This is a genomic window from Pseudomonas sp. FW305-20, assembly GCF_058788075.1.
Map to the genome: position 1 here is coordinate 187,253 of NZ_JBYTAJ010000001.1, position 22,161 is coordinate 209,413.

Consider the following 22,161-nt stretch of genomic DNA (forward strand, 5'->3'; position numbering starts at 1 on the left):
ACTTGAAACCCGCCCAAAAAAAATGAAACCGGGGAAGAATCCACGGTTTCATTTTTTAACGGTGATGCTTGTCGAGTATTACCAGAAGCGTTGCTGGGTCAACCGGCTCCACCAGCTCAGCAGCACACGATCGACCGAGCCACTGGCCGCCATGCCGATGCGCTCCTGCAGGCTTTTGCGTTCGGCGTAGTGCAAGTGGTACAGCTCGGACTTCTTCGCTCGTTCGGCGAGGTATTCATCGCTGGTCTTGAGTTCGTCCACCAGTTGCTTGTCCAGCGCGGCGATACCGAGCCAGATTTCGCCGGTGGCCACTTCGTCGATGGCCAGTTGCGGGCGATAGCGCGAAACGAAGTTCTTGAACAACTGGTGAGTGATGTCCAGGTCTTCCTGGAACTTCTCGCGGCCCTTCTCGGTGTTTTCGCCAAACACCGTCAGCGTGCGCTTGTACTCGCCGGCGGTCAGCACTTCAAAGTCGATGTCGTGCTTTTTCAGCAGACGGTTGACGTTAGGCAACTGCGCCACAACACCAATCGAGCCGAGGATCGCGAACGGCGCGCTGATGATCTTCTCGCCGATGCACGCCATCATATAGCCGCCGCTGGCCGCGACCTTGTCAATGCACACGGTCAACGGCACGCCGGCATCCCGGATACGCGCCAGTTGCGAGGACGCCAGGCCATAGCTGTGAACCATGCCGCCGCCGCTTTCCAGGCGCAGCACCACTTCATCCTTGGGCGTGGCGAGGGTCAGCAGTGCGGTGATTTCATGGCGCAGGCTTTCAGTGGCCGAGGCCTTGATGTCGCCGTCGAAATCCAGCACAAACACCCGTGGCTTGGCTTCGGTTTTCTTCTTTTGCTTTTTCTCGGATTTAGCTTCGACCTTGCGCAAGGCCTTGAGCTGGTCCTTGTCGAGCAAGGTTTGCTCCAGGCGTTCGCGCAGCCCTTTGTAGAAATCATTGAGTTTGCTGACTTGCAACTGGCCGACCGACTTGCGTCGACCTTTGCTGCGCAACGCCGCGAAACTGGCCAGGACCACCAGAATGGCGATCACCAGTGTCACGGTCTTAGCCAGAAAAACTGCGTACTCGGCAAAAAACTCCACAGGGGAACCTCGAAGGCTTGAAAGCCCCATTCTACGGGCATTGTCTAACGAGTGTCTAACCATGTTCTAACACTTTGAGGCACCTGAGAGCCGCTGCGAGGCATCTGATGGTAGTCGTCCAACATCCCCCAAAGACTTGGCTTACAGTGGCGCACGAAGGCGCGGCAAGGACCCCATGCAGGCCTCCGTGCGAGCGCCTGGGCGAGGCCACACGGGGGAGCATGAGCCTGTAGTTACAATGAGGTGGTCATTCCCAAATTTTCTGTATTTTCTCGTTAAGGTCCCTTGAGGTGCCCATACAGCCAAAAGGCCAGATGGATAGCCACACAGACCAGATAGGCAGCCTGTAAGGTGTCCATTGGGTTCTCCTTAGGGGACTGGGCCTCATGGGTCATATCGACGCCGTAGTATCAGTTTGATATTTTCGTAGGGAACATTTCGAGGGTTGTAGTGAATATGGAAATTAACTCTTTTCCCGAGTTCTATGAGGTCTTCTCTGAATACCGCAAAGACAATCGTTGGATGTTCCGTGGGCAAGCCGATGCTTCATGGGCGGTGGTTCCTAAGGCTGGTAGGAGTCCTTATAAGGAACGCGATGATCTGGAATATTTGGCTACGTGGAAAAGGAAAGCGTGTGAATACATCCCCAAAAGCCCAACGACTGATTGGGAATGGATGGCGATAGCCCAGCATCACGGATTGCCGACGCGACTGTTGGATTGGAGCTACAACCCGCTGGTCGCCGCCTTTTTTGCATGTCTGTCCCATCCTGATATTGACGCTGCGATCTACTGCTTAAAACCTAAACTGTATATCACCTCAGAAATGTCCGGACCCCGTCACTTGCGTGATGTAGCGAAGTACAAGCCTAACAGCGTGGCTTCGCGTATCGGGCGTCAGAGTGGATTATTTACCGCGCATCCTGATCCTCAGATTGATTTGCCCGAAGCTTTACAGAAAGAGGATGAGTTGGTCTCGCATGTAATCAAGGCAGGCTATAAGCGGCAGATGATGTTCGATCTCAGTCACTACGGCATAAATCGCTTGACCCTGATGGGGGACTTGGATGGACTGTCTGCCCATATGTGCTGGGCTCTTGAAAACAACAGGTACTGGTCAGACCATGACGAGTTTATGAGCGAGTTGGCCGGTCAGCCTGCAATAAAGTGATCTGCCACATGGCGTCATAAGGGGCCCTTGAGGCCTCCTCATAATGCCGGGAATTTAGCTGGTCAGCTCGATGTGGGTAATCATCGGGAAGGCCACAGCCTCGGTCTGTAGACCATCAGCAGTCAGCTTCACGCGGACCTTGCCGTTAGCCACGATGTCCACGACAGCCATGATCTCAACGTCCCAGCACTGATGGGCACCGTTGCGAGTCGCTTCGATCTTCCACACGTCACCATTGGAACGCTCACGGTAGCTCAGAGAGGTGAACATCTTAGGCAGCAGGAACAGACCACGGTCGGTGCCAGCGTATGGCTGCACAGAGGTGCCGATCAGGGCTTCGATGTCCGCCACGCCAGCACGCTGAGCAGCACGCTCCAGAACGGCCACCAGCGACACAGGTAGCAGGACCACGAAGTCACCCAGCGAGGTGCCCACAGTCTGGTTGATGTGCATCGTCAAGATGTCGATCAGGTCCTCAGCGATCTCTACAGGCTTGCCAGTTGGCTTGGTCGTGGAGACGCTCTCGGTGCTTGGAGCGGTGGACAGGATTGCAGCGATCTTGCCAGCAGCGCTTAGCTCAATATCACGGAGCATCTTGTCAGCGGTCTGGGCCAGAGAGCCCTCGGTGAAGCCCGCCATCAGGTTGTGATCGAGGATGGTGGCCCGGTGGCTGATGACCAAAGCGGTGTCGGTAGGCTCGGTGAAGATCACAGAGCCGGCCAGGACTTCGCCCTTGGTGATTGTCTGGTTATCCCAGTTCTTGCGAGGATCGAAGGTGACGGTACGATCAGCCATCGTAATGATTTGTTGACCAGTGGCATCTGAGCCAGCCGGACGGAACTCGCAAGGCGTCCGCTCAGCAGCTTCCTCACGCCACTCGTCACCGTTCAAGTAGTCCTCAGCGGCTGCCACAAGGGCTCGTACGTAGATGGACACGTCTGTAGACGCAAGGGTCTCTGAGCGGACATCGGCGGTATTGAAGCGGATCGACCCGTTATGCTCATCGGTGATGGCGGTGGTGTAGGTCGATGGTTTTTCGTATTGGTTAGGCAGTTTCATGGGATTGGTTCTCCTGAGTTAGATGAAGGGGATGAGGTTGTGAGTCGAGGACAGAGCGACTACCAGCCAGAGTTACGAGAGGCAGCACGGACTCGGTCGCCTTGTTCACGAATGGCAGCCGCTCGGGCTTCTCTTTCGGCCTTCGCTTGGGCCAACTCACGGGGCGTAGCTTCACGGAGACGCTCAGCATGGGCATTGGCCTCAGCTTGTTGACGGAGGCGCTCACGGGCCTTCTCTGACTTGTCTATGGCGTACTCTCGGGCGACCTCGGGGATCGCAGCGAGTGACAACCCGGCCTCATCGAAGACCTTAACGATCTCGAACTTACGGCTTTGCACCGTGGCGCACTGAGCGACCAGCATGGGCAACATGATGTTCTCGACGTACTCACGGCTCAGGGTCTGGCCGGACACGGTGACTTCGTTCTTCAGGACTTGGGTGATGGTGATTTTCATGGCGTTGGATCTCCTGTGAGGTGACCCATTCGTTCAGCCTTGGCGCCATAGACGCGCACGACAAGACGGCAAGGAGGGAGCCGCGTGGGCATCATCCAAGACTGACGAATAGGTTCTTGATTTGGGGTTGTGTGGCTGATGCTGGTCAGGACATGGCAAGCCTGAAGGGCATCGAAAGGACAACCGTGGCGACGGTCGGGTGTTACTGGGGACGAGCTGTGAGGATCACAGGGACGCCATGGACGACATGGTAGAAGCTGAGCAAGTCGAGACCAGTAGCAGCCAATAGAGCCTCAAGGGGTTCCATGAGATAGGCTCCAAGCCTGCTCGACACGAATGCCTTAGCTTTCTCTGGGTCTTGGCTGGAGAAGACGTTGAGGTTCTTCAAGTCGAACACTGCGAGACGGGTACGACCATTCAACATGGCCGCTTCGATAGACAACAGACGATCAGCATCGGCTGAGCTGAGACCATCTAACTTGAAGTGGTAGCGCATAGGACCTCCTTAGAGATGGGCTGAGAGAACAAGGATTATCATGATCACCAGACCAATCCCTAACTTAGAGGTGAACTTAAGAGAAACTTAAAGACAAAGGATAAAGATTTAATTAAAGATAATAATTATAGAGTTACTCAATGAGTAATCTTTAAGATCTTTAAGTTAAAGCCCCCCCGTGCAACTTGAGCAATACACGGTGGCCCCAATCCCGTGCAAGGTCTCTCTGCGGTGTCCTCCATGGACATCGACTAACGAGTGACAATATCAAGCTGCGCTCCTTCCTACTGGAGCCAGACACTGATGGTCTGCTTACCGGGGACTGTCGAGCGCTTGGCGTGCCTCCCATGAAGGGCGGTCGCACTGGTCGTCTCAGTTGTCGCTGGTCGGGTCCGCAAGGGAGCCCGGTAGGAATCTGGAAGAGCCACAGAGAAATTTATTTTTGGTTTCTGTGGTGTCTCACAATAGTGAGGGTAATATAAGTTCCTATTGACACCCTCAAGGAATCTATGCTTGAAACCTACACATTCCTTGCATATTCCCCGTGTGATTCCTTGCGTCTGGTTTTCAGGTAGCACTGAGCAGCCCTGATATTAGCCAGATGGGCGACCTGAGGCTCGCCATTGATCGAAACTTGCGCTCGATACCAACCGTTAGGCAACTTGGAGATTCCTTTGGGGAGACCGGATGCCTTCTTGTACGCCTTCTTGTTCAAGGTGTTTTGTTGCTGGGTACAGGCACGCAGGTTCTCGACATTGTTATTTAGGCAGTCACCATCACGGTGATCGACAACAAGTTCAGCCGGGTCGATTCCAGTGTGCATGTAATAGATGACTCGGTGGGTCCGATAGAACTGACCGTTGAACTGCATACGGTAGTAACCATCGCTGCCGATGCTCACGACAGGACCAACTTTGCCATTGCGGCCTGTTGTAGCTTTGGTACGGGACAAGCCCGAGGGGCTCTCTGGGTCGATCTTATAGCGGGCCTGAAGGTCGGTCAGGGATGGCATTGCGGTGAAGCTGATCATAGTGGGTCCTCCTGAGGTTTGGTTGGGTGTCTCTCAATAGTGAGGACAAAATAAACCGTCTCAGGAATGACCAGAATGGATCACAAAGTCATGAACGAGCACGATCCTACGCTCTCGCAGCAAGGCCAGGACCCAGCGACTCGATTAGATTTCACGTAGGAGCGTAATAGTCTGAGCTGTCTTTCAGCTAACGGCTGGTCTTTCCTGTGTTAGCGTCAAGGTAGACTTTGTTGCTAATTTTCATACCTCCACAATAGGTGAAGTACATACCCTGACCACGATTGGTTGAAGCCATCCAACCGCCCATTTCTTGGAAGTCCCCTTCCGTACAGGTTCCATCGTTAATCAGTTGGCGCGCTGCTTTTGAGAATTGGGTCTTGTAGATCTTATAATCGTCAGATCCTTTGATAAGAGAATCATCACCAGTTGCGCCCTCTGCCGGGTCCTTAGGACGATCTTTACTAAAGTCTTTGATCTGGACCCATTCAGCAAATTTTCCATCTTTGATGCCATTGGCTGCCGTGCAAGATTTGTTACCGTCTTTCACGTACTCGCTTTTTCCTCCGACACAAGATGCTAAGTAAGCTTTGGTGATACGGGCCCATTCGCCCTTTCTCTCCAAAACTTCAACGCCTTCCCTAAACATTAGACGCCCTGCCACTCCGCAATTAGCAGAAGGACATGTGTGTCTGTCGGTACGGTCAGTGGTCACCCACAGTTGGTTTTCGGCCAATGCGTGAATCGAAAGCGATTGAAGCGCGGCATAGATTGAGAGGCTGAGAATGAAACGTCCTTTGTTCAAGGTATTGCCCTTTATAGATGACCGTTAGGGATAGCCGTTATTTGAATGCTTAGGGTCTCCGTTGCTGGCAGAGCCCCCAGGCCAATCGAGTGCTTACCGTTGAGCAGTAGCCACCAACGAAAACGCCCCCTTGAGCGCCTCAGCCATGCGGCCCAATTGCACAGCCCCAGCGGCACCATATAGGTCATACGTGATAGACCCTGAGCTGTGCCCAGTGATCTCCTGAGAGATTCCCAAGGATACCTCAGCGGCCTTGAGACGCCCCGACATGGAGTGACGAAGCGAGTGGAAAGACAGCCCAGTATTGGTCTCGGTGCCCAGCACATCACGAGTCAACTGATTGAGCATGGACGTGAAGCCACTTGAGGACCGCTTGAAGAGCTTGCCATCGGCAGCCTCAGCGAATGCCTTGAGAGCCTCCAAGTCCAGCCCATAGGCAGCCACCAAAGGCACCTTACGAACACTGAACTTGTTCTTGATGGTCTTTCCGTCATTGGTGTTTATGTCCATGACCAACAAGCCTTGGGCCTCAATGATGTCCTTCGAGGTCAACTGGTAGATCTCGCCAATGCGAGCCCCAGAGACCACGCCAATGCTCAGCGCCCAGCGCTTCCAATCGGTAGCAGGGAGCTTGTTCGCGTAGTCCATCAGCGCAGCCACTTGAGCCGGTGAGAACTCCTTGCGCTGACTCTCAGAGCCCCTGAGGATTTGTAGCTTCTGGACAAAAGCCTTGGTGATATAGGCGTTGGCTTCAGCCCATACCATGACAGTCGTGAGGTGAGTCAGGATCTTGTTGACCGTGGAGACTTTGCGACCCGTCTTCAGACCATCCCTCAAGGCCAGCATGTGAGCGCGCGTGTGAATCTTCAAGTCCAAGTCACCAAGGAGCCCGCTGATTGTCCCGCAAGACGCCCTGAGGTTCTTCAGTGTGGAGCCGGTGAGGTCGTCCTTGCGCTCGGTCATGTAGAGCGCAGAGAGATACTCAAAGGTGTGGACAGGTGTGGTCAGATTGTCGAGACCTTGAGGAGCCCCTTCGGACGCTAATACAGATAGGGACACAGGAAGAGGCACGTCACTCGCGTGCTTCATCTCTTCGATGATCTCAACGATCTCTCCAAGGCTTCCATGAGTTCGCTCTTCAGCGGCAGTCATGATCCTTGTCCCCATCATCACCGCTTTGGCCTGATCGGAGTTCAAGGGCACTGTACAGGCGATCTCGTCGAGGTCCCTACGGATCTCTGAATAGACCAACCCCATGCCGCCATAAGCTGGTGAGGCGCTCACTGGGTCGTAAGGGTCCCACGCAGAGCCGGTTCCCAAGACGCTCTCAGCGATCTCCTTGAGGCGTTCGCGGAGTTGATCCCAAGTGGCTTCGGGTTGATCAAGATGGAAGGTTCTGAGCGTGGTCAGCAGGTGCTTCGCGATGGTCACAGCGGTTTGCCTATGGATCGTCTTGAGGGAGAGCGTACAGGTAGCTTTAGAGCCCAGTGGGCGAATGCGGAGGGTGTAACGGCCTTGCCTGCGGTAGACCCATGGCGTGGCGAGTTCTAACAGGGTTCTAACAGTTGGTGCTTTGGTATAGGGGGTCATGATTGGTCGCGCCCTTGTCCTGCTTGGGTTTGACCTTCGTTGCGCCCCAGTTGGCAAAAAACTCCACAGGGACTCCTTTAATACGATGCGCTGCATGAACGCGCGCGGGATGCCTCCAGCATACCCATGCGCCGCCCTGGCGGCCAGCCGTGAAACCTCTGGCAACAGCCCTGTATCGGGCATTTCAAACAAGCGTATGTTTTTTCATTGACAGCTTACCGTCATCCTCATAACCTCGCCGAACCTTCAACGTACCGGGATGACGCGGACGTGGGCAGTATCTACTTGATTCGACATGGCCAGGCCTCCTTTGGTGCAGACGACTATGACGTCCTGTCGCCGACCGGTATTCGCCAGGCAGAAGTCCTCGGCCAGCACCTCGCCGAACTGGGCATCAGCTTCGATCGCTGCCTTTCGGGCGACCTGCGCCGCCAGCAGCACACGGCCAACAGCGCGCTGGAACAGTTCGCTGCGGCAGGCCTGCCGGTTCCCGTCCTGGAAATCGATTCCGCTTTCAATGAGTTCGACGCCGACGCGGTGATCCGCGCACTGCTGCCAGAAATGTTACCGGACGAACCCGAAGCGCTGCACATCCTGCGCAATGCCGCGCAAAACCGCGGCGAGTTCCAGCGCATCTTCGCCCTGATCATCGAACGCTGGCTGGCTGGCACCTATGACACTCCGGGCCTGGAAAGCTGGCTGGGGTTTGTCGAACGGGTGCAAGCCGGTCTGCAGCGAATCCTCGAAAGCGCCGATAACACCCAGAAAATCGCCGTATTCACCTCTGGCGGCACTATCACGGCCCTGCTCCATCTCATTACGCAAATGCCCGCCAAGCAGGCGTTTGAACTGAACTGGCAAATCGTCAACACCTCGCTCAACCTGCTGAAGTTTCGCGGTCGCGAAGTGGCGCTGTCTTCTTTCAACAGTCATGCGCACCTGCAACTGTTGAAGGCCCCGGATCTCATCACGTTTCGCTGAGTCCGGACTATTGTGACCCTGGCTGTATTCACCCAGCTCTAATTACCCAAGAAAGGATCAAACCATGACCTCCGTAGCTGACGCCGTACAAGCAATGAAAGCCAAGTTCAACCCAGCCGCTGCTGCCGGTCTGGACCTGGTATTCGGTTTCCGCATCGACGACACCAAGAATTTCTCGCTGATCGTCAAGGACAGCACCTGCGAGCTGCAGGAAGGCGAAAACCCGGACGCCCAGGTGACTCTGGTGATGGACGGCGAAACCCTGGAAGGCATCGTCAGCGGCGAAACCGACGGCATGCAAGCCTTCATGGGCGGCAAGCTGCGCGCCGAAGGCGACATGATGCTGGCCATGAAACTGTCCGAGCTGTTCCCGGCCTAAGCGTGCCGCCCCCGACCTTCGGGGGCACGCCTGGCTGCAAATGAATCCCGCCCCTCGTGGCGGGATTCGTCGTTTTTCGCCATTGGAAAACGGCTACCTGTGGATTTGCCGTCTATATTCCTTCTGGCCGCATGCGTCAGACATCGGCTGCTTGCCTCGCTTTTTTATCAAGAACCTTTGCGCGGAGCACTGCCCATGAGCCCACCTGACGACCACGACGGATTTAACCGCCGACGTGTACTGCAAGGCCTTACGGCAGGCGCCGTCGGTGCCTGGATCAGCCCGCTAATCGCAGGGAGTAAAACCATGCCCGACGCCCCCGCCGACCTCATCCTGTACAACGGACGCCTGCACACCGTCGATCGCAAGAAACCTCAGGCCAGTGCCGTCGCGATCAAGGACGGACGCTTTGTGGTGGTTGGCAGCGACGCCCAGGCCATGGCCCTGCAAGGCCCCGGCACACAAATTGTCGACCTGCACGGTCGCACGGTGATTCCCGGCCTTAACGACTCGCACCTGCACCTGATCCGTGGTGGCCTCAACTACAACCTTGAACTGCGCTGGGAAGGCGTGCCATCCCTGGTCGACGCGCTGCGCATGCTCAAGGATCAGGCCGACCGCACGCCCACGCCGCAATGGGTGCGGGTGGTCGGTGGCTGGAACGAGTTCCAGTTCGCCGAAAAACGCCTGCCGACGATTGATGAACTGAACAAGGCCGCGCCGGATACCCCGGTGTTCGTCCTGCATCTCTACGACCGTGCCCTGCTCAACCGCGCCGCGTTGAAGGTGGTCGGCTATACCCGCGATACGCCAAATCCGCCGGGTGGCGAAATCCAGCGTGATGCCAATGGTGACCCGACGGGCATGCTGATCGCCCGCCCCAACGCGATGATTCTCTACTCGACCCTGGCCAAGGGACCGAAACTGCCGCTGGAATACCAGGTCAATTCGACCCGTCAGTTCATGCGTGAACTCAACCGCCTGGGTGTCACCAGCGCCATCGATGCCGGCGGCGGTTATCAAAATTATCCGGACGACTATCAAGTCATCCAGCAACTGGCCAAAGACCAGCAGCTCACAGTGCGGATCGCCTACAACCTGTTCACCCAGAAGCCGAAAGAAGAACTGACCGATTTCAAGAACTGGACCAGCACCTCCCACTACGGTCAGGGCGATGATTTTCTACGGCACAACGGTGCCGGGGAAATGCTGGTGTTCTCGGCGGCCGACTTCGAGGACTTTCTCGAACCCCGCCCCGACCTGCCGCAAACCATGGAACAGGAACTGGAACCGGTGGTCCGCCATCTGGTGGAGCAGCGCTGGCCGTTCCGTTTGCACGCCACGTACAACGAGTCCATCAGCCGCATGCTCGACGTGTTCGAGAAGGTTAATCGCGACATTCCGTTCGACGGTTTGCCGTGGTTCTTCGACCACGCCGAAACCATCACCCCGCAGAACATCGAACGGGTCAAAGCCCTGGGTGGCGGCATCGCGATCCAGGATCGCATGGCCTTCCAGGGCGAATACTTCGTCGACCGTTACGGCGCCAAGGCTGCCGAAGCCACCCCGCCCATCGCTCGTATGCTCGCCGAAGGCATACCGGTCGGTGCCGGCACCGATGCCACACGCGTTTCCAGCTACAACCCCTGGACTTCGCTGTACTGGCTGATCAGCGGTCGCACCGTCGGTGGTCTGGCGCTGTACCCGCAAGGCTTGAGCCGCGATACCGCGCTGGAACTCTTCACCCACGGCAGCGCCTGGTTTTCCTCCGAGCAGGGTAAAAAAGGCCAGATCAAGGTCGGGCAACTCGCGGACCTGATTGCGCTGTCGGCGGACTATTTCCACATCGAGGATGAAGCGGTCAAATGGATCGAATCGGTCCTGACCATCGTTGACGGCAAGATTGTCTACGGCAGCGTCGAGTTTGAAAAACTCGGGCCGCCTCCCATCCCGGTGGTACCGGAGTGGTCGCCCGTTGCCAAAGTGCCGGGCCATTGGAAACCCCTGGCGCCGCTGACGGCGCAGGTTCATCAATGTGTCGGGGCTTGCGCGGTGCATGCCCATCGCCATGAACGGGCGCGGCTGTCGTCGGCGCCCGTCAGCGATTTCGCCGGTTTCTGGGGCGCGTTTGGTTGTTCGTGTTTTGCGTTTTGAACGAATAGCCAAGTGAAAGGGGAAACTGTGGCGAGGGAGCTTGCTCCCGTTCGGATGCGCAGCAGCCGTAAACCATCCGACCGGGAGCGTATCTGGAGAATCGTGGCAACAGGTTTTGGGGCCGCTTCGCGCCCCAGCGGGAGCAAGCTCCCTCGCCACAGCTGAGCGGTGCTCTTACAATGGCGCACCTCCCCCTCCGGCCGCCCCATGGATATCGATCTCGCCCGCACCTTTCTGGAAATCGTCCGCCACGGCAGCCTTGCCGCAGCCGCCGAAAAACTCCACGTCACCCAGACCGCGATCACCGCGCGCGTGCAAAAACTCGAAAGCCAACTTGGGAGCACCCTGTTCGTGCGCAACCGAGCCGGTGCGCGCCTGACGCCGAACGGTGAAGCCTTCGTGGTCTACGCCAATCAACTGGTCGAAACCTGGGAAGCGGCGCGCCGGGACTTGCCGTTACCCGAAGGTTATCGCGACGTGTTGCACATCGGTGGCGAGGTCAGCCTGTGCAATCCGCTGATGCTCAGTTGGGCCGGAGCGCTGCGCGAGAAGATCCCCAGCCATGCCCTGCGCATGGAAATCCGTGACGGTGAAAATCTGCTGCGACAGCTGGAACTGGGGGTTCTGGATGCGGCGCTGGTTTACCAGCCCGAGTATTGGCCACGCTTGCAAGTCGAACAGGTACTGGAAGAAAAACTGGTCCTCATCCGCCTGGCCGCAAGACCTGATCCCTACGTGTACATCGACTGGGGCCCGGACTTCCGCCGTCAACACGATGCGGCCCTGCCGGAAAAAGCCAAGGCCGCGTTGAGCTTCAACCTTGGCCCACTGGGCTTGCAGTACATCCTGGAAAACGGCGGCAGCGGCTACTTCCGCACCCGGGTGGTCCAGAGTTATCTGCAAAGCGGTGTGCTGGAGCAAGTGCCCAAAGCCCCCGAATTCAGCTACCCGACCTATCTGGTTTACTCCCGCGACCGCGACTCGGCGACCCTGCAACAAGCCTTCGACCTGCTTCGCGAAGTGATCAAATCCGACGATGACTGGTCGCAACGCTGGAACCCGCTGACCTGAATCCGGTTTGCACCGAAGCATGGCGGTTAAGTCCTCAAGGTTGCGCCAGCCAAAACGCCGGGATCGGCTACGCTGCTGGAGATAACAATAACGACAGGTGATTGCAGTGAGGCAGACCACCGAAGCATTCCGCGCCCGCTACCGCGCTGCAATTCATCCACTCTACAACCCATGGCTGCACGGCACTTTTGTGCTGCTGTTCGGCTTGCTGGCCATCGGCGGATTCTGGAGCACGGTGCACCAGGTTCAGCCACTTCAATGGCTGGCGGTGCCGTTGACGTTGTTGTTTTTCAACTTCGGCGTGTACATGGTCCATCGGCACTTGGGACATCACAAAAAGAACTTCGCGCGAATGTTCTATGCCCGCCATGCCGGCGACCATCACAGCTTTTTCGCCCCTGGCCACATGACCTACGAAACGGCGCGAGACTGGCGGGTGATTCTGTTTCCCGCCTGGCTGATCGTGTTGCACACGCTCGTCATCACCCTGCCCGTCTGGTGGCTGTTCAAGCAGTTCGATGCCAACGTCGCCGGGTTGATCGGCGGCTGCCTGGTCCTCGGCTACCTGGCCTACGAAGTGTTCCATGCCTGCGAGCACCTGCCGCCGGAAAATCTCCTCACACGGTTGCCGTGGATCTGCCAGATGCGCCGCCTGCACGAACTGCATCACCGTCGTGAGCTGATGCAGGAGCGCAATTTCAATATCGTTTTGCCGCTGATGGACTACCTGTTCGGCACCCTCTATTGGGAACCGGAGCCGACTGACCTGCACTCGACGAGAACGCCCATGACCTGCATGCAGCATCACATCGACATTGCTGGAGACCCGATTGACGTGCTCGCCTATGCTTGCACCGTGACCCGCTGGCCGGAGTGGCATCCCTCGTCTCTGAAGGTCAATGGCCAGAGCGGTCCGCTGCAGGCCGGTGGGCGGTTCGAGGAAGACATCAAGGCCGGCGGGCGTGAGGGACACCTGCACTGGGAGGTTAACGAATACCTGCCAGGACGCCGCTGGAGTGCCTGGGCCCATGATGATCACGGGTTGTCTTTGGTGGTGACTTACGAGTGCGAGGCCCGGGGCGATAGCACACGCTTTGTCCGCACCCTGGAGTATCAGTTCAGCAGCCTGGCGATGCGCATTGCCAATCGACTGCTGCTCAAGCGCCGCATCAATCGTGAATCGGCAGCTTCGATGCTGACATTGCGCGAGATGGCGCAAAAACAGTGGGCCCTGGCAGGAGTCAGCGCGTGAGTCGAACCGCCAGGTTTCGCCATGTGGTATTGCTGCTGATCATTGCCATCGGCGCCTTTCTGCTACTGATGCCGACCAAGGTACAACCGGTGGCCTGGACACCGTCACCGGCGCCCTCCCTCACCAGCGGCATCTATGCCGACAATCAGCGCCTCAAAGGTGTGGAGCGCGTTGGCGCCGCTGATATCGACGGCCCGGAAGCGTTGCTGCTGGAGGAAGACGCGCTCATCACGGGTTTGCATGACGGCCGATTGATCCATACCAGCCTCGACGGCAAGGTCACCAAGGTCCTGGCCGATACGGGCGGCAGACCCTTGGGGCTGGCCCGTCATCCCAACGGGATGCTGGTGATTGCCGACGGAGTCAAGGGCTTGCTGTCTCTGGATGTCCAGGGCCGCTTGATTCCATTGACCACCACGGCCAACGGCGTGCCCTTCGGTTTCACCGACGACGTGGTAATCGACAAGTCCGGGCACTACGCCTATTTCAGCGATGCCTCCAGCCGCTTTGGCTACGGCAGTGACGGCGACGCGATCATCGAGCACGGCGGCGATGGCCGCTTGCTGCGTTATGACTTCCAGACCGGCAAGACCGCGGTCCTGCTGGATAAGCTGGAATTCGCCAACGGTGTGACGTTGGGACCGGACGATGCCTTCGTGTTGGTCAACGAAACGGGCGCCTATCGCATCAGTCGCTACTGGTTGAGCGGGCCAAAAGCCGGCACCCGGGACCTGTTCATCGACAACCTGCCAGGGTTGCCGGACAACCTCGCGTTCAATGGTCGAGACCGCTTCTGGGTGGCGCTCTATGCGCCGCGCAATGCCTTGCTCGATGCCACTGCGCCGCATCCATTCGTGCGCAAGATGATTGTGCGGGCCATGACTTTCCTGCCTAAGCCGGTGGAGAAACGCGCCTTCGCCCTGGGCCTGGATCTGGACGGCAAAGTGATCGCCAACTTGCAGGACGGTAGCCGCGACAACTATTCGCCGATCACCACCGTTCGCGAGTATGGAGACTGGTTGTATTTCGGGTCGTTGAAGGCCAGACACATGGCGCGATTGCCACTCAGTACGGCGTTACAAAAGTAAGCTCAATAATGTAGCAGCTGGCGAATCCTGGATTCATGGGGCACCTCGCATGGAGCCGTAGATTCGGACCCTGAACATTCGAGGTGCCGGTATTTATCGCCGTTCCAATTTTTCAGTCACCGATCGTCGGTGACCAGACAGGGCGCGTCAGGACGGCGTCTGGAGCCGATCAACGATCTTTTGCTTAACCTGCACGCGCTTCTCCTTGAGTTTCTTCAATGCGTCATCGCTGGGCGCATCCGATTTGGCGGTTTCGGCCTTTACGACCTCAGCATCCGCCTGTGAATACTTGTTGATCAGTGAATCCAGTAATGGATCCTTGGTGCGTTTTTGCTGGATATCTTCCTTTGAAAGATTGAGATCCTGATAAAGGTCGTGTGGCACCGGCATGGAACACCTCCGTTTGTTGATCGGAGGCAAACGCGATCAATGGCGTTCACCAACTATCAGAATGGCCTCGGTTAGCCCCTCCTGTCGACCGCCTATCAGACCAGCGGTGCCCGTTCGTCGCCCTGCCCTAAACGCAATAAAACCTTTGCCCGCTCGTCGGCATCCACAAGTTAACGATCAATCGATCGCCCATGAAAACCTGTGTGGAGAATAACCAATGGACGGATTTACCCTGCGCTACCTCACGTTGGCCGTTGCCTTGAGCACCAGCATGGGCACGGCTTTCGCTGCCACTTCCAATGACTTCGTCGACAAGGCGGCCGCGGGTGGTATCGCGGAAGTCGAAACGAGCCGATTGGCCCTGGAAAAAAGCTCATCGGCGGACATCAAGGCATTCGCCAACATGATGATCACCGACCATTCCAAGGCCAACGATGAACTGGCGGCGCTGGCGAAAAAGCACGACATCGAGGTACCGGACAGCACGACGATAGTCAAACAGGCGAAAGAGAAAATCCTCGACTTGCGCGATGAATCTTTCGACGCGGCCTACGCCAACAATCAGGTGAAAGCCCATGAAGACACCATTGAGCTGTTCAAGAAAGAAGCCAACACCGTAACGGACGACAAAACCAAAGGCGCCACTGATCTGAAAGGGTTCGCGCAGAAAATGCTGCCGGCGCTGGAGAAACATCTGCAAATGGCGAAAAAGCTCCAGGCTGCTCATCCAGACAAATAACCCTCCCACGAAAAGGCCGCATCTTTTGATGCGGCCTTTTCAGTTCCTGACTAACCACCATCAGTATCGATATCGGCATCGGTGTCATCCCCGGGTTTGGGCCGGTCGGGATTCGGCTTGAAACCCGGGCTGAACTCGTTGTCGTTATCGGTGTGGCGTTGCTTCTGGTCGACCGCTTTGTCTGCGCTTTCCGGTTCGGGGGTTTTTGCGTTTTCCTCAAGATCACTGTCATCGTTCATAAGTACCTCGTTCATCACTGCACATGCGCGGCTGAAACAGTCGGGCCTTGAAGATTCGAAGCCGCTGCGCAAACAACGTTCCATCGAATGAATCGCCTATGCTCGAGTGAACGGCTGGACAAAATCCGGCGCAAGCGGGACGGTATGTGAACCGATCGTCCCGCGCGGGAACGATCAAAGGATTCTGGCCAAAAAGGGCGCCGTCCGGCTCTTTTTACTCTTGGCTACCTTCTGCGGCGTGCCTGCCACAACAATCTTTCCGCCCTGATCCCCCGCACCGGGGCCGATGTCGATCACCCAGTCGCTCTGCGCCACCACGCGCATCTCATGTTCGACGACGATCACCGTATGCCCCGCCGTCACCAGCGTATTCAACTGTTCGAGCAAGCGATCGACATCCCGTGGGTGCAAACCGGTGGTGGGCTCGTCGAGCACATACAAGGTTGCCCCGCGCTGGTTGCGTTGCAGTTCGGTGGCCAGTTTGATCCGCTGGGCTTCACCGCCCGACAACTCGGTCGCCGGCTGACCGAGGCGCAGGTAACCCAGGCCGATATCGCGCAGCACCTCCAGCGACCGGCGAATACCCGGTTGCTCGGCAAACACCGTGACCGCCTCGTCCACCGTCAGTTGCAACACCTGGGCGATGTTCAACCCTTGCCAGATGATTGCCAGCGTCTCGGGGTTGTAGCGCGCGCCGTGGCAGGTCGAACACGGGGCATAGACGCTGGGCATGAACAGCAACTCGACGCTGACAAAGCCTTCACCTTCGCACGTGGGGCATCGCCCCTTGGCGACGTTAAAGGAAAACTGGCCCGCGTCGTAACCCTCGGCCTGGGCTTGAGGCGTGGCGGCGTACAGTTTGCGCACGTTGTCGAAGAGCCCGGTGTAGGTCGCCAGGTTCGAGCGCGGTGTGCGGCCGATGGGTTTCTGATCGACTTGCACCAGGCGCTTGATCGATTCCAGCCCCGCCGTGACCTGTCCGCCGCTGACTAGCGGTGCGTCGTCCTCAAGGCTCAACTCTTGCGGCTCGCTGTCACTTGCCGCACGCCCAAGATGCGCGCCCACCAGTTCCAGCAACGCCTGACTGACCAGGCTCGATTTGCCGGAACCGGAGACACCGGTCACCGAGGTGAAACAGCCCAGTGGAAACTCGGCGCTGAGGTTGTTCAGGTTGTTGCGGGTGATGCCTTCGAGTCGCAACCAATCGGTCGGTTTGCGGCTGACACGTGATGCGGGGACCTGCTCGGCGAACAGGTAGGCGCGGGTCTGGGAATTCGTTATCCCGGCCAGCCCTGGCGGCGGTCCGCTGTACAGGACTTGGCCGCCATGCTCGCCAGCCGCCGGGCCGACGTCGATCAACCAATCGGCGCGGCGCATGGTTTCCAGATCATGCTCGACCACAAACAAAGTGTTGCCGGCGGCTTTCAAGCGTTGCAGTGCTTCGAACAAGGCTTCGCCATCCGCCGGGTGCAATCCGGCTGACGGTTCATCCAGCACGTAGATCACGCCGAATAACTGCGAACCCAATTGCGTCGCCAGGCGCAGGCGCTGCAATTCACCGGACGACAGCGTCGGCGTGCTGCGGTCCAGCGCCAGGTAACCAAGCCCCAGATCGGTCAACGTGCTGACCCGTTCCAGCAAGTCCTGAGCGATCCGCTGCGCGGCCAGGCGTTTCTCCACCGACAGGTTCGGTGTGTGGCGTACATCCGGCGCGTTGGCGTGACCACTGGCGCCGTGGGCCACTCGTTGCTCGCGGGCTTCGCGGGTCTGGTCATGCGTCAGCACTTCGCCCACTGCCTCGGCCTGTTCGAGGTAGCTGTGAGCGGCGACTGGTTTCAAGACTTCGGCCACTTGCAGCAATGGCATCTGCGACAGTTCGCCGATGTCATAACCGGCAAAGGTCACCGACAACGCCTCGCGTTTGAGCCGTTTGCCGTCGCACAACGGGCACGGGCTACCGAGCATGAATTGCGCGACGCGCTTCTTCATCAGCGCGCTTTGGGAATGGCTGAAGGTGTGCAGGATGTAGCGCCGGGCGCCGGTGAACGTGCCCTGGTAACTCGGTTCCATGTTGCGTTTGAGCGCGACTCTGGTTTCTTCGGGGGTGAGCCCGGCATACACCGGCACCGTGGGTGTTTCTTCGGTGAAGAGAATCCAGTCGCGCAGTTTTTTCGGCAGATCGCGCCAGGGTTTATCGACGTCGTAACCCATCGTCACCAGAATGTCGCGCAGGTTCTGTCCCTGCCAGGCGGTGGGCCAGGAGGCCACCGCGCGCTGGCGAATGGTCAGGCTCGGGTCCGGCACCATCAACGCTTCGGTGACTTCATACACCCGCCCCAACCCATGACATTCGGGGCACGCGCCCTGAGGCGTATTGGGCGAAAAATCTTCCGCATACAGCATCGGTTGCCCCGGCGGGTAACTGCCGGCCCGGGAGTACAGCATGCGGATCAGGCTCGACAACGTCGTCACGCTGCCCACCGAAGAGCGCGTGCTCGGCGTACCCCGTTGTTGCTGCAGCGCCACCGCCGGCGGCAAGCCTTCGATGGAGTCGACATCCGGCACGCCGACCTGATCGATCAGGCGCCGCGCATAAGGCGCCACGGATTCGAAATAGCGACGTTGCGCTTCGGCGTAGAGGGTCGAGAACGCCAACGACGATTTCCCCGAGCCGGACACGCCAGTGAACACCACCAAGGCATCCCGGGGAATGTCGACATCGACGTTTTTCAGATTGTGTTCCCGGGCGCCGCGCACCCTGACCATGCCGGAGGGGGGATTGGAAGTGCGCTTGGATGTCATGAGCGGCCTTGATTGGAAGGTTCAAAAAAATGCGGTTCACCTGTACCTGATCATTCCCACGCTCCGCGTGGGAATCCAGCCCGGGACGCTCCGCGTCCCTTTCGAGAGCTGGAACGCGGAGCGTCCCTAGAGGCATTCCCACGCGGAGCGTGGGAACGATCAATCGAGTTAGCCATTGAGGACGGTGCGCACCATTTGGGTCAGCGCCTGGGGACCATAGGGTTTGCTCAGCAAATAAGTATCAGGACTGAGCTGGTGATTGCGCGAAATAATGTCACGTGTGTGGCCCGAGGTGAACAACACGGCCACCGGCGGCGTCTGCACTTTGGCCCAGGCGGCCAGGTCCGCGCTTTTGATCAGGCCGGGCATGACCACGTCAGTGAAAATCAGGTCCACCACCGCGCCCTCCAGCAACATCTGCATCGCCACGTCGCCATTGGCCGCCGTCAGTACTCGATAACCTTCTTCACTCAGCAACTCCACCGCTGAGCTGCGCACCGCCTCGTTGTCCTCGACCACCAGAATGGTTTCGTGTCCGCCTCGCTGTTGTGGGTCATGCCGTACCGTTTCGTTGAGCATCGGGCGCAAGCTGCGAGGGAAATACAGCTGTACCCGCGTGCCGTGCCCGATCACGCTGGAAATCTCGATATGCCCGCCACTCTGCTTGACGAAACCGAACACCATGCTCAGGCCCAGCCCCGTGCCCTGGCCATCGGCCTTGGTGGTAAAAAACGGCTCGAAAGCCTGTGCGAGTACTTGCGGGGACATGCCGATACCTTTGTCAGCCACCGCCACGCAGACATAGTCGCCGGCGACGATGCCCTTGCCTGCACAAAACTTGCGATCAAGGACAATGTTCTCGGCGCTCAGGTCAATGGTCCCCTCGCCCTTCATGGCGTCGCGGGCATTGATCGCCAGATTGAGGATGGCGTTTTCCAGTTGATTGCGGTCCACGTAGATGTGCCAAAGGGCTTCGGCCGCGCTGACGTTGATCTGGATGGTTTCCCCCAGCGCCCGCTGCAACAATTCCCCGAGCCCATCGAAGACCTGGCGCAGATCACAGACCGCTGGTGACAAGGGCTGACGACGGGCGAATGCGAGCAATTGCGAAGACAGTTTGGCGCCACGTTCGACCGCGGCAATCGAAGCGCTGACCCGGCGCTGCACATTGGCATTGTCCGGTTCATGCCGCGCCAGCAAGTGCAGATTGCCGGCGATCACCTGCAACAGGTTGTTGAAGTCATGGGCCACGCCGCCGGTGAGGCCGCCGATGGCTTCGAGCTTCTGCGATTGACGCAGTTGTTCTTCAGCGGCCAGTCGCGCTTCGACTTCGTCGGCAACGCGTTGCTCCAGATTACGGGTGAACTTGAGCAGGGATTCTTCGGCGATCTTGCGTTCGTGGATATCGATCAACACCCCGGGAAAACGGAACGGTTCGCCCTGCTCGTTGAACTCGCAGCCTCCACTCGCCAGTACCCACAGGTAACTGCCATCAGGGCGCAGGACCCGACACTCGGCATTGAAGGGTTCGCCGGTTTTCATTGCTTGATTGATCTGCTCCTGCATCCAGATGCGGTCATCGGGATGGATCCGTGCCTGCGCGATGTCCATTGGCAGGTCGGCCAGGTTCTGGTCGGGCGGGTAGGAAAAAGTACGGGCGAAACGCTCATCGCCGGAGAGCACATTGTCCTTGATGTCCCAGACGAACGAGCCAAGCAGAGCCCCGGCATTGAGCGCCAGGCGCACCCGCTCATTGTCGGCGTGATAGGCGTCCTCGGCGGCCTGACGACGGCGCTCGGAAATCACATGTTCAGTGGTCTCGACCACCATCGCCATGACCCCGGCCGGTTTCCCGTCGTCATCCGCCACCGGACTGTAATAGAGATCCAGCCAGACGTCTTCGGGTATGCCGTCCCTCAAAAGCACAAGCTCTTTGTTGCGATAGGACAGCGTGCCACCGGCCAGGGAAGTGTCGACCACATGCCGATTGAATTCGGCGACTTCCGGCCAGCCCAGTTCCACCGGGGAACCCAACAGGTAAGGATGGCGGCCACCGGCAAATTTCGAGTACGCATCGTTATAGATCATGTAACCCGGCCGGCCCCACAACATCACCATCGGCAGTGGCGACGCGAGCATCAACTGCACCGCGCTGCACAAGCTTCTGGGCCAGGCGTGCATGGGCCCGAGCTCAGTCACGCTCCAGTCGAACGCGCGGATGCGCTCGGCCATTTCACCGTTCCAGCCTGCACACCCATGGCTATCGTCTAGAAACTGCATCGACTGACTCTGTATCCCTGTAGATGACCGGCTTAAGGGATCGCAACGGCATGAGGACGGTGCGTGCCCGTTTGTTTCGAGCATCGTCGTCGCCAATGGTTTCATAGAGGTTAGCTGATTCTGGACTTGCAGATTTTTGTGGGTTTTCCCTGAGGACTTTGTAGCAGCTGTCGAGGCTGCGTTCGGCTGCGCAGCAGTCGTAAACCCTGCATCCAAGATTGTCCTGACACACCGAGGTGTTTGTTTTCACGACTGCTTCGCAGCCGAACGCAGCCTCGCAGGCTCGACAGCTGCTACACGGTTTCAGCGTGGTTAGACCTCGATCAGGTGCTTGAGCGGGTGGTAGTCGGTTTTCAACGTGGCGGCGACGTCGAGAATGGCCTTCTCGATGCCATTCAAATGCATGCAGGTCAGTTCGATCGCTGCGCTCTGGTTGCCGGCTTCGATGTACTCGATCAGCCGCAGGTGTTCGTCGTCGCGGCACGCTTCGTGACTGTCGTCATCCAGTGCCGCGGCGTACAGCGAGGCGCGGGAAATCAGCTTGCGGAACCAGTCCAGCAACACCGGGTTGTTCAGGCTTTGCGCGAGTTTGATGTGGAACTCACCCAGCAAATGAATCAACCGTTCATGGTCGCCACTGCGGTGCGCTTCATCCTCCAGCAACAGGTGATCACGCAGGTCCTGGGTCACGGCAGTATCACGACGGCGGCAGAGCTCGGTGACGATGCCGATCTCGACCAGGCGCCTCGTTTCAAACAGCGAGCGAATTTCCTCATCACTGGGCAACGACACCGACGCCCCTTTGTTGGGCTCGGTGGTCACCAGGCCATCGGCTTCCAACTGCTTGAGCGCGGCACGAACCGACGTCCGGCTGACATTAAAAAGTTCGGCCAATGACGCTTCGCCCAGCTTCATCCCGGGCCGCAATGAACGTTTGCTGATCGCCTCGTAAACCCCTTGGTAGACGCGGTCGACCGTGGTCTCGAGTTTTTTCTCGGTCATCTGAACACTCCTTTAGCGCTAAACAACCGGCCCCAGGCGATGAACAGCCTTTGAAAAAGGGGGTTGCACGAGCAGATTAAT

20 protein-coding genes are annotated in these 22,161 nt (G+C 58.0%); 8 read left to right on the plus strand and 12 right to left on the minus strand.

Features of this window, described 5'->3' with window-relative positions:
- Nucleotides 1–78: 78 nt before the first annotated feature.
- Complete coding sequence (gene sohB / locus AC3WP4_RS00890) at nucleotides 79–1,101, minus strand: protease SohB (RefSeq protein WP_102614296.1); 1,023 nt, start codon at nucleotides 1,099–1,101, stop codon at nucleotides 79–81.
- Between the two features lie 456 nt (nucleotides 1,102–1,557).
- Between sohB and AC3WP4_RS00895 the strand changes: the two genes are divergently transcribed.
- Nucleotides 1,558–2,271, plus strand: coding sequence for an FRG domain-containing protein (locus AC3WP4_RS00895; RefSeq protein WP_102614295.1), 714 nt, complete (start codon nucleotides 1,558–1,560; stop codon nucleotides 2,269–2,271).
- A 54-nt stretch (nucleotides 2,272–2,325) separates the two neighbouring features.
- Here the strand turns inward: AC3WP4_RS00895 and AC3WP4_RS00900 are convergent, their stop codons facing one another.
- The 6 genes from AC3WP4_RS00900 to AC3WP4_RS00925 form a co-directional block, all read right to left on the minus strand.
- The gene (locus AC3WP4_RS00900; RefSeq protein ID WP_102614294.1) at nucleotides 2,326–3,330 is read right to left on the minus strand and encodes a hypothetical protein; all 1,005 of its coding nucleotides are present in this window, start codon (nucleotides 3,328–3,330) and stop codon (nucleotides 2,326–2,328) included.
- A gap of 59 nt (nucleotides 3,331–3,389) precedes the next feature.
- Nucleotides 3,390–3,785 carry a hypothetical protein gene (locus tag AC3WP4_RS00905; protein ID WP_102614293.1) on the minus strand — a complete coding sequence of 132 codons (396 nt, stop codon included), beginning with the start codon at nucleotides 3,783–3,785 and terminating at the stop codon, nucleotides 3,390–3,392.
- 202 nt (nucleotides 3,786–3,987) lie between these two features.
- Nucleotides 3,988–4,281: a hypothetical protein gene (locus tag AC3WP4_RS00910; protein ID WP_102614292.1), complete on the minus strand. Its 294-nt coding sequence runs from the start codon at nucleotides 4,279–4,281 to the stop codon at nucleotides 3,988–3,990.
- Nucleotides 4,282–4,801: 520 nt separating this feature from the next.
- The gene (locus tag AC3WP4_RS00915; protein ID WP_102614291.1) at nucleotides 4,802–5,311 is read right to left on the minus strand and encodes an HNH endonuclease; all 510 of its coding nucleotides are present in this window, start codon (nucleotides 5,309–5,311) and stop codon (nucleotides 4,802–4,804) included.
- 187 nt (nucleotides 5,312–5,498) lie between these two features.
- Nucleotides 5,499–6,113 (minus strand): hypothetical protein, encoded by a 615-nt coding sequence (locus AC3WP4_RS00920; RefSeq protein ID WP_146011579.1) that lies wholly within the window; start codon nucleotides 6,111–6,113, stop codon nucleotides 5,499–5,501.
- A 93-nt stretch (nucleotides 6,114–6,206) separates the two neighbouring features.
- Nucleotides 6,207–7,703: a tyrosine-type recombinase/integrase gene (locus tag AC3WP4_RS00925; protein ID WP_102614329.1), complete on the minus strand. Its 1,497-nt coding sequence runs from the start codon at nucleotides 7,701–7,703 to the stop codon at nucleotides 6,207–6,209.
- Nucleotides 7,704–7,973: 270 nt separating this feature from the next.
- On the opposite strand from AC3WP4_RS00925, the gene AC3WP4_RS00930 reads away from it, so the two are divergent.
- From AC3WP4_RS00930 to AC3WP4_RS00955, 6 genes are all read left to right on the plus strand, one after another.
- On the plus strand, nucleotides 7,974–8,684 hold the full coding sequence (locus tag AC3WP4_RS00930) for a histidine phosphatase family protein (RefSeq protein ID WP_102614289.1): 711 nt from the start codon (nucleotides 7,974–7,976) through the stop codon (nucleotides 8,682–8,684).
- 64 nt (nucleotides 8,685–8,748) lie between these two features.
- Nucleotides 8,749–9,063: an SCP2 sterol-binding domain-containing protein gene (locus tag AC3WP4_RS00935; RefSeq protein ID WP_008154977.1), complete on the plus strand. Its 315-nt coding sequence runs from the start codon at nucleotides 8,749–8,751 to the stop codon at nucleotides 9,061–9,063.
- Between the two features lie 306 nt (nucleotides 9,064–9,369).
- Nucleotides 9,370–11,217 (plus strand): amidohydrolase, encoded by a 1,848-nt coding sequence (locus AC3WP4_RS00940; protein WP_074877603.1) that lies wholly within the window; start codon nucleotides 9,370–9,372, stop codon nucleotides 11,215–11,217.
- A gap of 207 nt (nucleotides 11,218–11,424) precedes the next feature.
- Nucleotides 11,425–12,288 carry a LysR family transcriptional regulator gene (locus AC3WP4_RS00945; RefSeq protein WP_074877605.1) on the plus strand — a complete coding sequence of 288 codons (864 nt, stop codon included), beginning with the start codon at nucleotides 11,425–11,427 and terminating at the stop codon, nucleotides 12,286–12,288.
- Nucleotides 12,289–12,394: 106 nt separating this feature from the next.
- Nucleotides 12,395–13,540, plus strand: coding sequence for an SRPBCC family protein (locus AC3WP4_RS00950; RefSeq protein ID WP_102614328.1), 1,146 nt, complete (start codon nucleotides 12,395–12,397; stop codon nucleotides 13,538–13,540).
- Nucleotides 13,537–14,628, plus strand: coding sequence for an SMP-30/gluconolactonase/LRE family protein (locus AC3WP4_RS00955; protein ID WP_074877607.1), 1,092 nt, complete (start codon nucleotides 13,537–13,539; stop codon nucleotides 14,626–14,628). The genes AC3WP4_RS00950 and AC3WP4_RS00955 overlap by 4 nt, the downstream gene beginning before the upstream one ends.
- A 147-nt stretch (nucleotides 14,629–14,775) precedes the next feature.
- Here AC3WP4_RS00955 and AC3WP4_RS00960 read toward each other — a convergent pair whose 3' ends face one another.
- Complete coding sequence (locus tag AC3WP4_RS00960; RefSeq protein ID WP_074877609.1) at nucleotides 14,776–15,018, minus strand: DUF465 domain-containing protein; 243 nt, start codon at nucleotides 15,016–15,018, stop codon at nucleotides 14,776–14,778.
- A gap of 217 nt (nucleotides 15,019–15,235) precedes the next feature.
- Here AC3WP4_RS00960 and AC3WP4_RS00965 point away from each other — a divergent pair, with 217 nt between their 5' ends.
- Nucleotides 15,236–15,757 carry a DUF4142 domain-containing protein gene (locus tag AC3WP4_RS00965; RefSeq protein ID WP_074877611.1) on the plus strand — a complete coding sequence of 174 codons (522 nt, stop codon included), beginning with the start codon at nucleotides 15,236–15,238 and terminating at the stop codon, nucleotides 15,755–15,757.
- Nucleotides 15,758–15,807: 50 nt separating this feature from the next.
- Here AC3WP4_RS00965 and AC3WP4_RS00970 read toward each other — a convergent pair whose 3' ends face one another.
- The 4 genes from AC3WP4_RS00970 to AC3WP4_RS00985 all read right to left on the minus strand — a co-directional run bounded on the left by AC3WP4_RS00970 (nucleotide 15,808) and on the right by AC3WP4_RS00985 (nucleotide 22,080).
- Entirely contained in the window at nucleotides 15,808–15,996 is a 189-nt protein-coding gene (locus tag AC3WP4_RS00970) for a hypothetical protein (RefSeq protein WP_074877613.1), read from the minus strand.
- Between the two features lie 174 nt (nucleotides 15,997–16,170).
- Nucleotides 16,171–18,798, minus strand: coding sequence for an excinuclease ABC subunit UvrA (locus AC3WP4_RS00975; protein WP_102614288.1), 2,628 nt, complete (start codon nucleotides 18,796–18,798; stop codon nucleotides 16,171–16,173).
- 168 nt (nucleotides 18,799–18,966) lie between these two features.
- On the minus strand, nucleotides 18,967–21,078 hold the full coding sequence (locus AC3WP4_RS00980) for a hybrid sensor histidine kinase/response regulator (RefSeq protein WP_102614287.1): 2,112 nt from the start codon (nucleotides 21,076–21,078) through the stop codon (nucleotides 18,967–18,969).
- Nucleotides 21,079–21,390: 312 nt separating this feature from the next.
- Entirely contained in the window at nucleotides 21,391–22,080 is a 690-nt protein-coding gene (locus tag AC3WP4_RS00985) for a GntR family transcriptional regulator (RefSeq protein WP_074877619.1), read from the minus strand.
- Nucleotides 22,081–22,161 lie beyond the last annotated feature (81 nt).

Coding starts and splice junctions, on each gene's coding strand:
- AC3WP4_RS00960 (WP_074877609.1), bottom strand. CDS start 15,018: ATGCCGGTGCCACACGACCTTTATCAGGATCTCAATCTTTCAAAGGAA.
- AC3WP4_RS00970 (WP_074877613.1), bottom strand. CDS start 15,996: ATGAACGATGACAGTGATCTTGAGGAAAACGCAAAAACCCCCGAACCG.
- AC3WP4_RS00945 (WP_074877605.1), top strand. CDS start 11,425: ATGGATATCGATCTCGCCCGCACCTTTCTGGAAATCGTCCGCCACGGC.
- AC3WP4_RS00940 (WP_074877603.1), top strand. CDS start 9,370: ATGCCCGACGCCCCCGCCGACCTCATCCTGTACAACGGACGCCTGCAC.
- AC3WP4_RS00895 (WP_102614295.1), top strand. CDS start 1,558: ATGGAAATTAACTCTTTTCCCGAGTTCTATGAGGTCTTCTCTGAATAC.
- AC3WP4_RS00985 (WP_074877619.1), bottom strand. CDS start 22,080: ATGACCGAGAAAAAACTCGAGACCACGGTCGACCGCGTCTACCAAGGG.
- AC3WP4_RS00915 (WP_102614291.1), bottom strand. CDS start 5,311: ATGATCAGCTTCACCGCAATGCCATCCCTGACCGACCTTCAGGCCCGC.
- AC3WP4_RS00935 (WP_008154977.1), top strand. CDS start 8,749: ATGACCTCCGTAGCTGACGCCGTACAAGCAATGAAAGCCAAGTTCAAC.
- AC3WP4_RS00965 (WP_074877611.1), top strand. CDS start 15,236: ATGGACGGATTTACCCTGCGCTACCTCACGTTGGCCGTTGCCTTGAGC.
- AC3WP4_RS00975 (WP_102614288.1), bottom strand. CDS start 18,798: ATGACATCCAAGCGCACTTCCAATCCCCCCTCCGGCATGGTCAGGGTG.
- AC3WP4_RS00905 (WP_102614293.1), bottom strand. CDS start 3,785: ATGAAAATCACCATCACCCAAGTCCTGAAGAACGAAGTCACCGTGTCC.
- AC3WP4_RS00980 (WP_102614287.1), bottom strand. CDS start 21,078: ATGCAGTTTCTAGACGATAGCCATGGGTGTGCAGGCTGGAACGGTGAA.
- AC3WP4_RS00900 (WP_102614294.1), bottom strand. CDS start 3,330: ATGAAACTGCCTAACCAATACGAAAAACCATCGACCTACACCACCGCC.
- AC3WP4_RS00910 (WP_102614292.1), bottom strand. CDS start 4,281: ATGCGCTACCACTTCAAGTTAGATGGTCTCAGCTCAGCCGATGCTGAT.
- AC3WP4_RS00925 (WP_102614329.1), bottom strand. CDS start 7,703: ATGACCCCCTATACCAAAGCACCAACTGTTAGAACCCTGTTAGAACTC.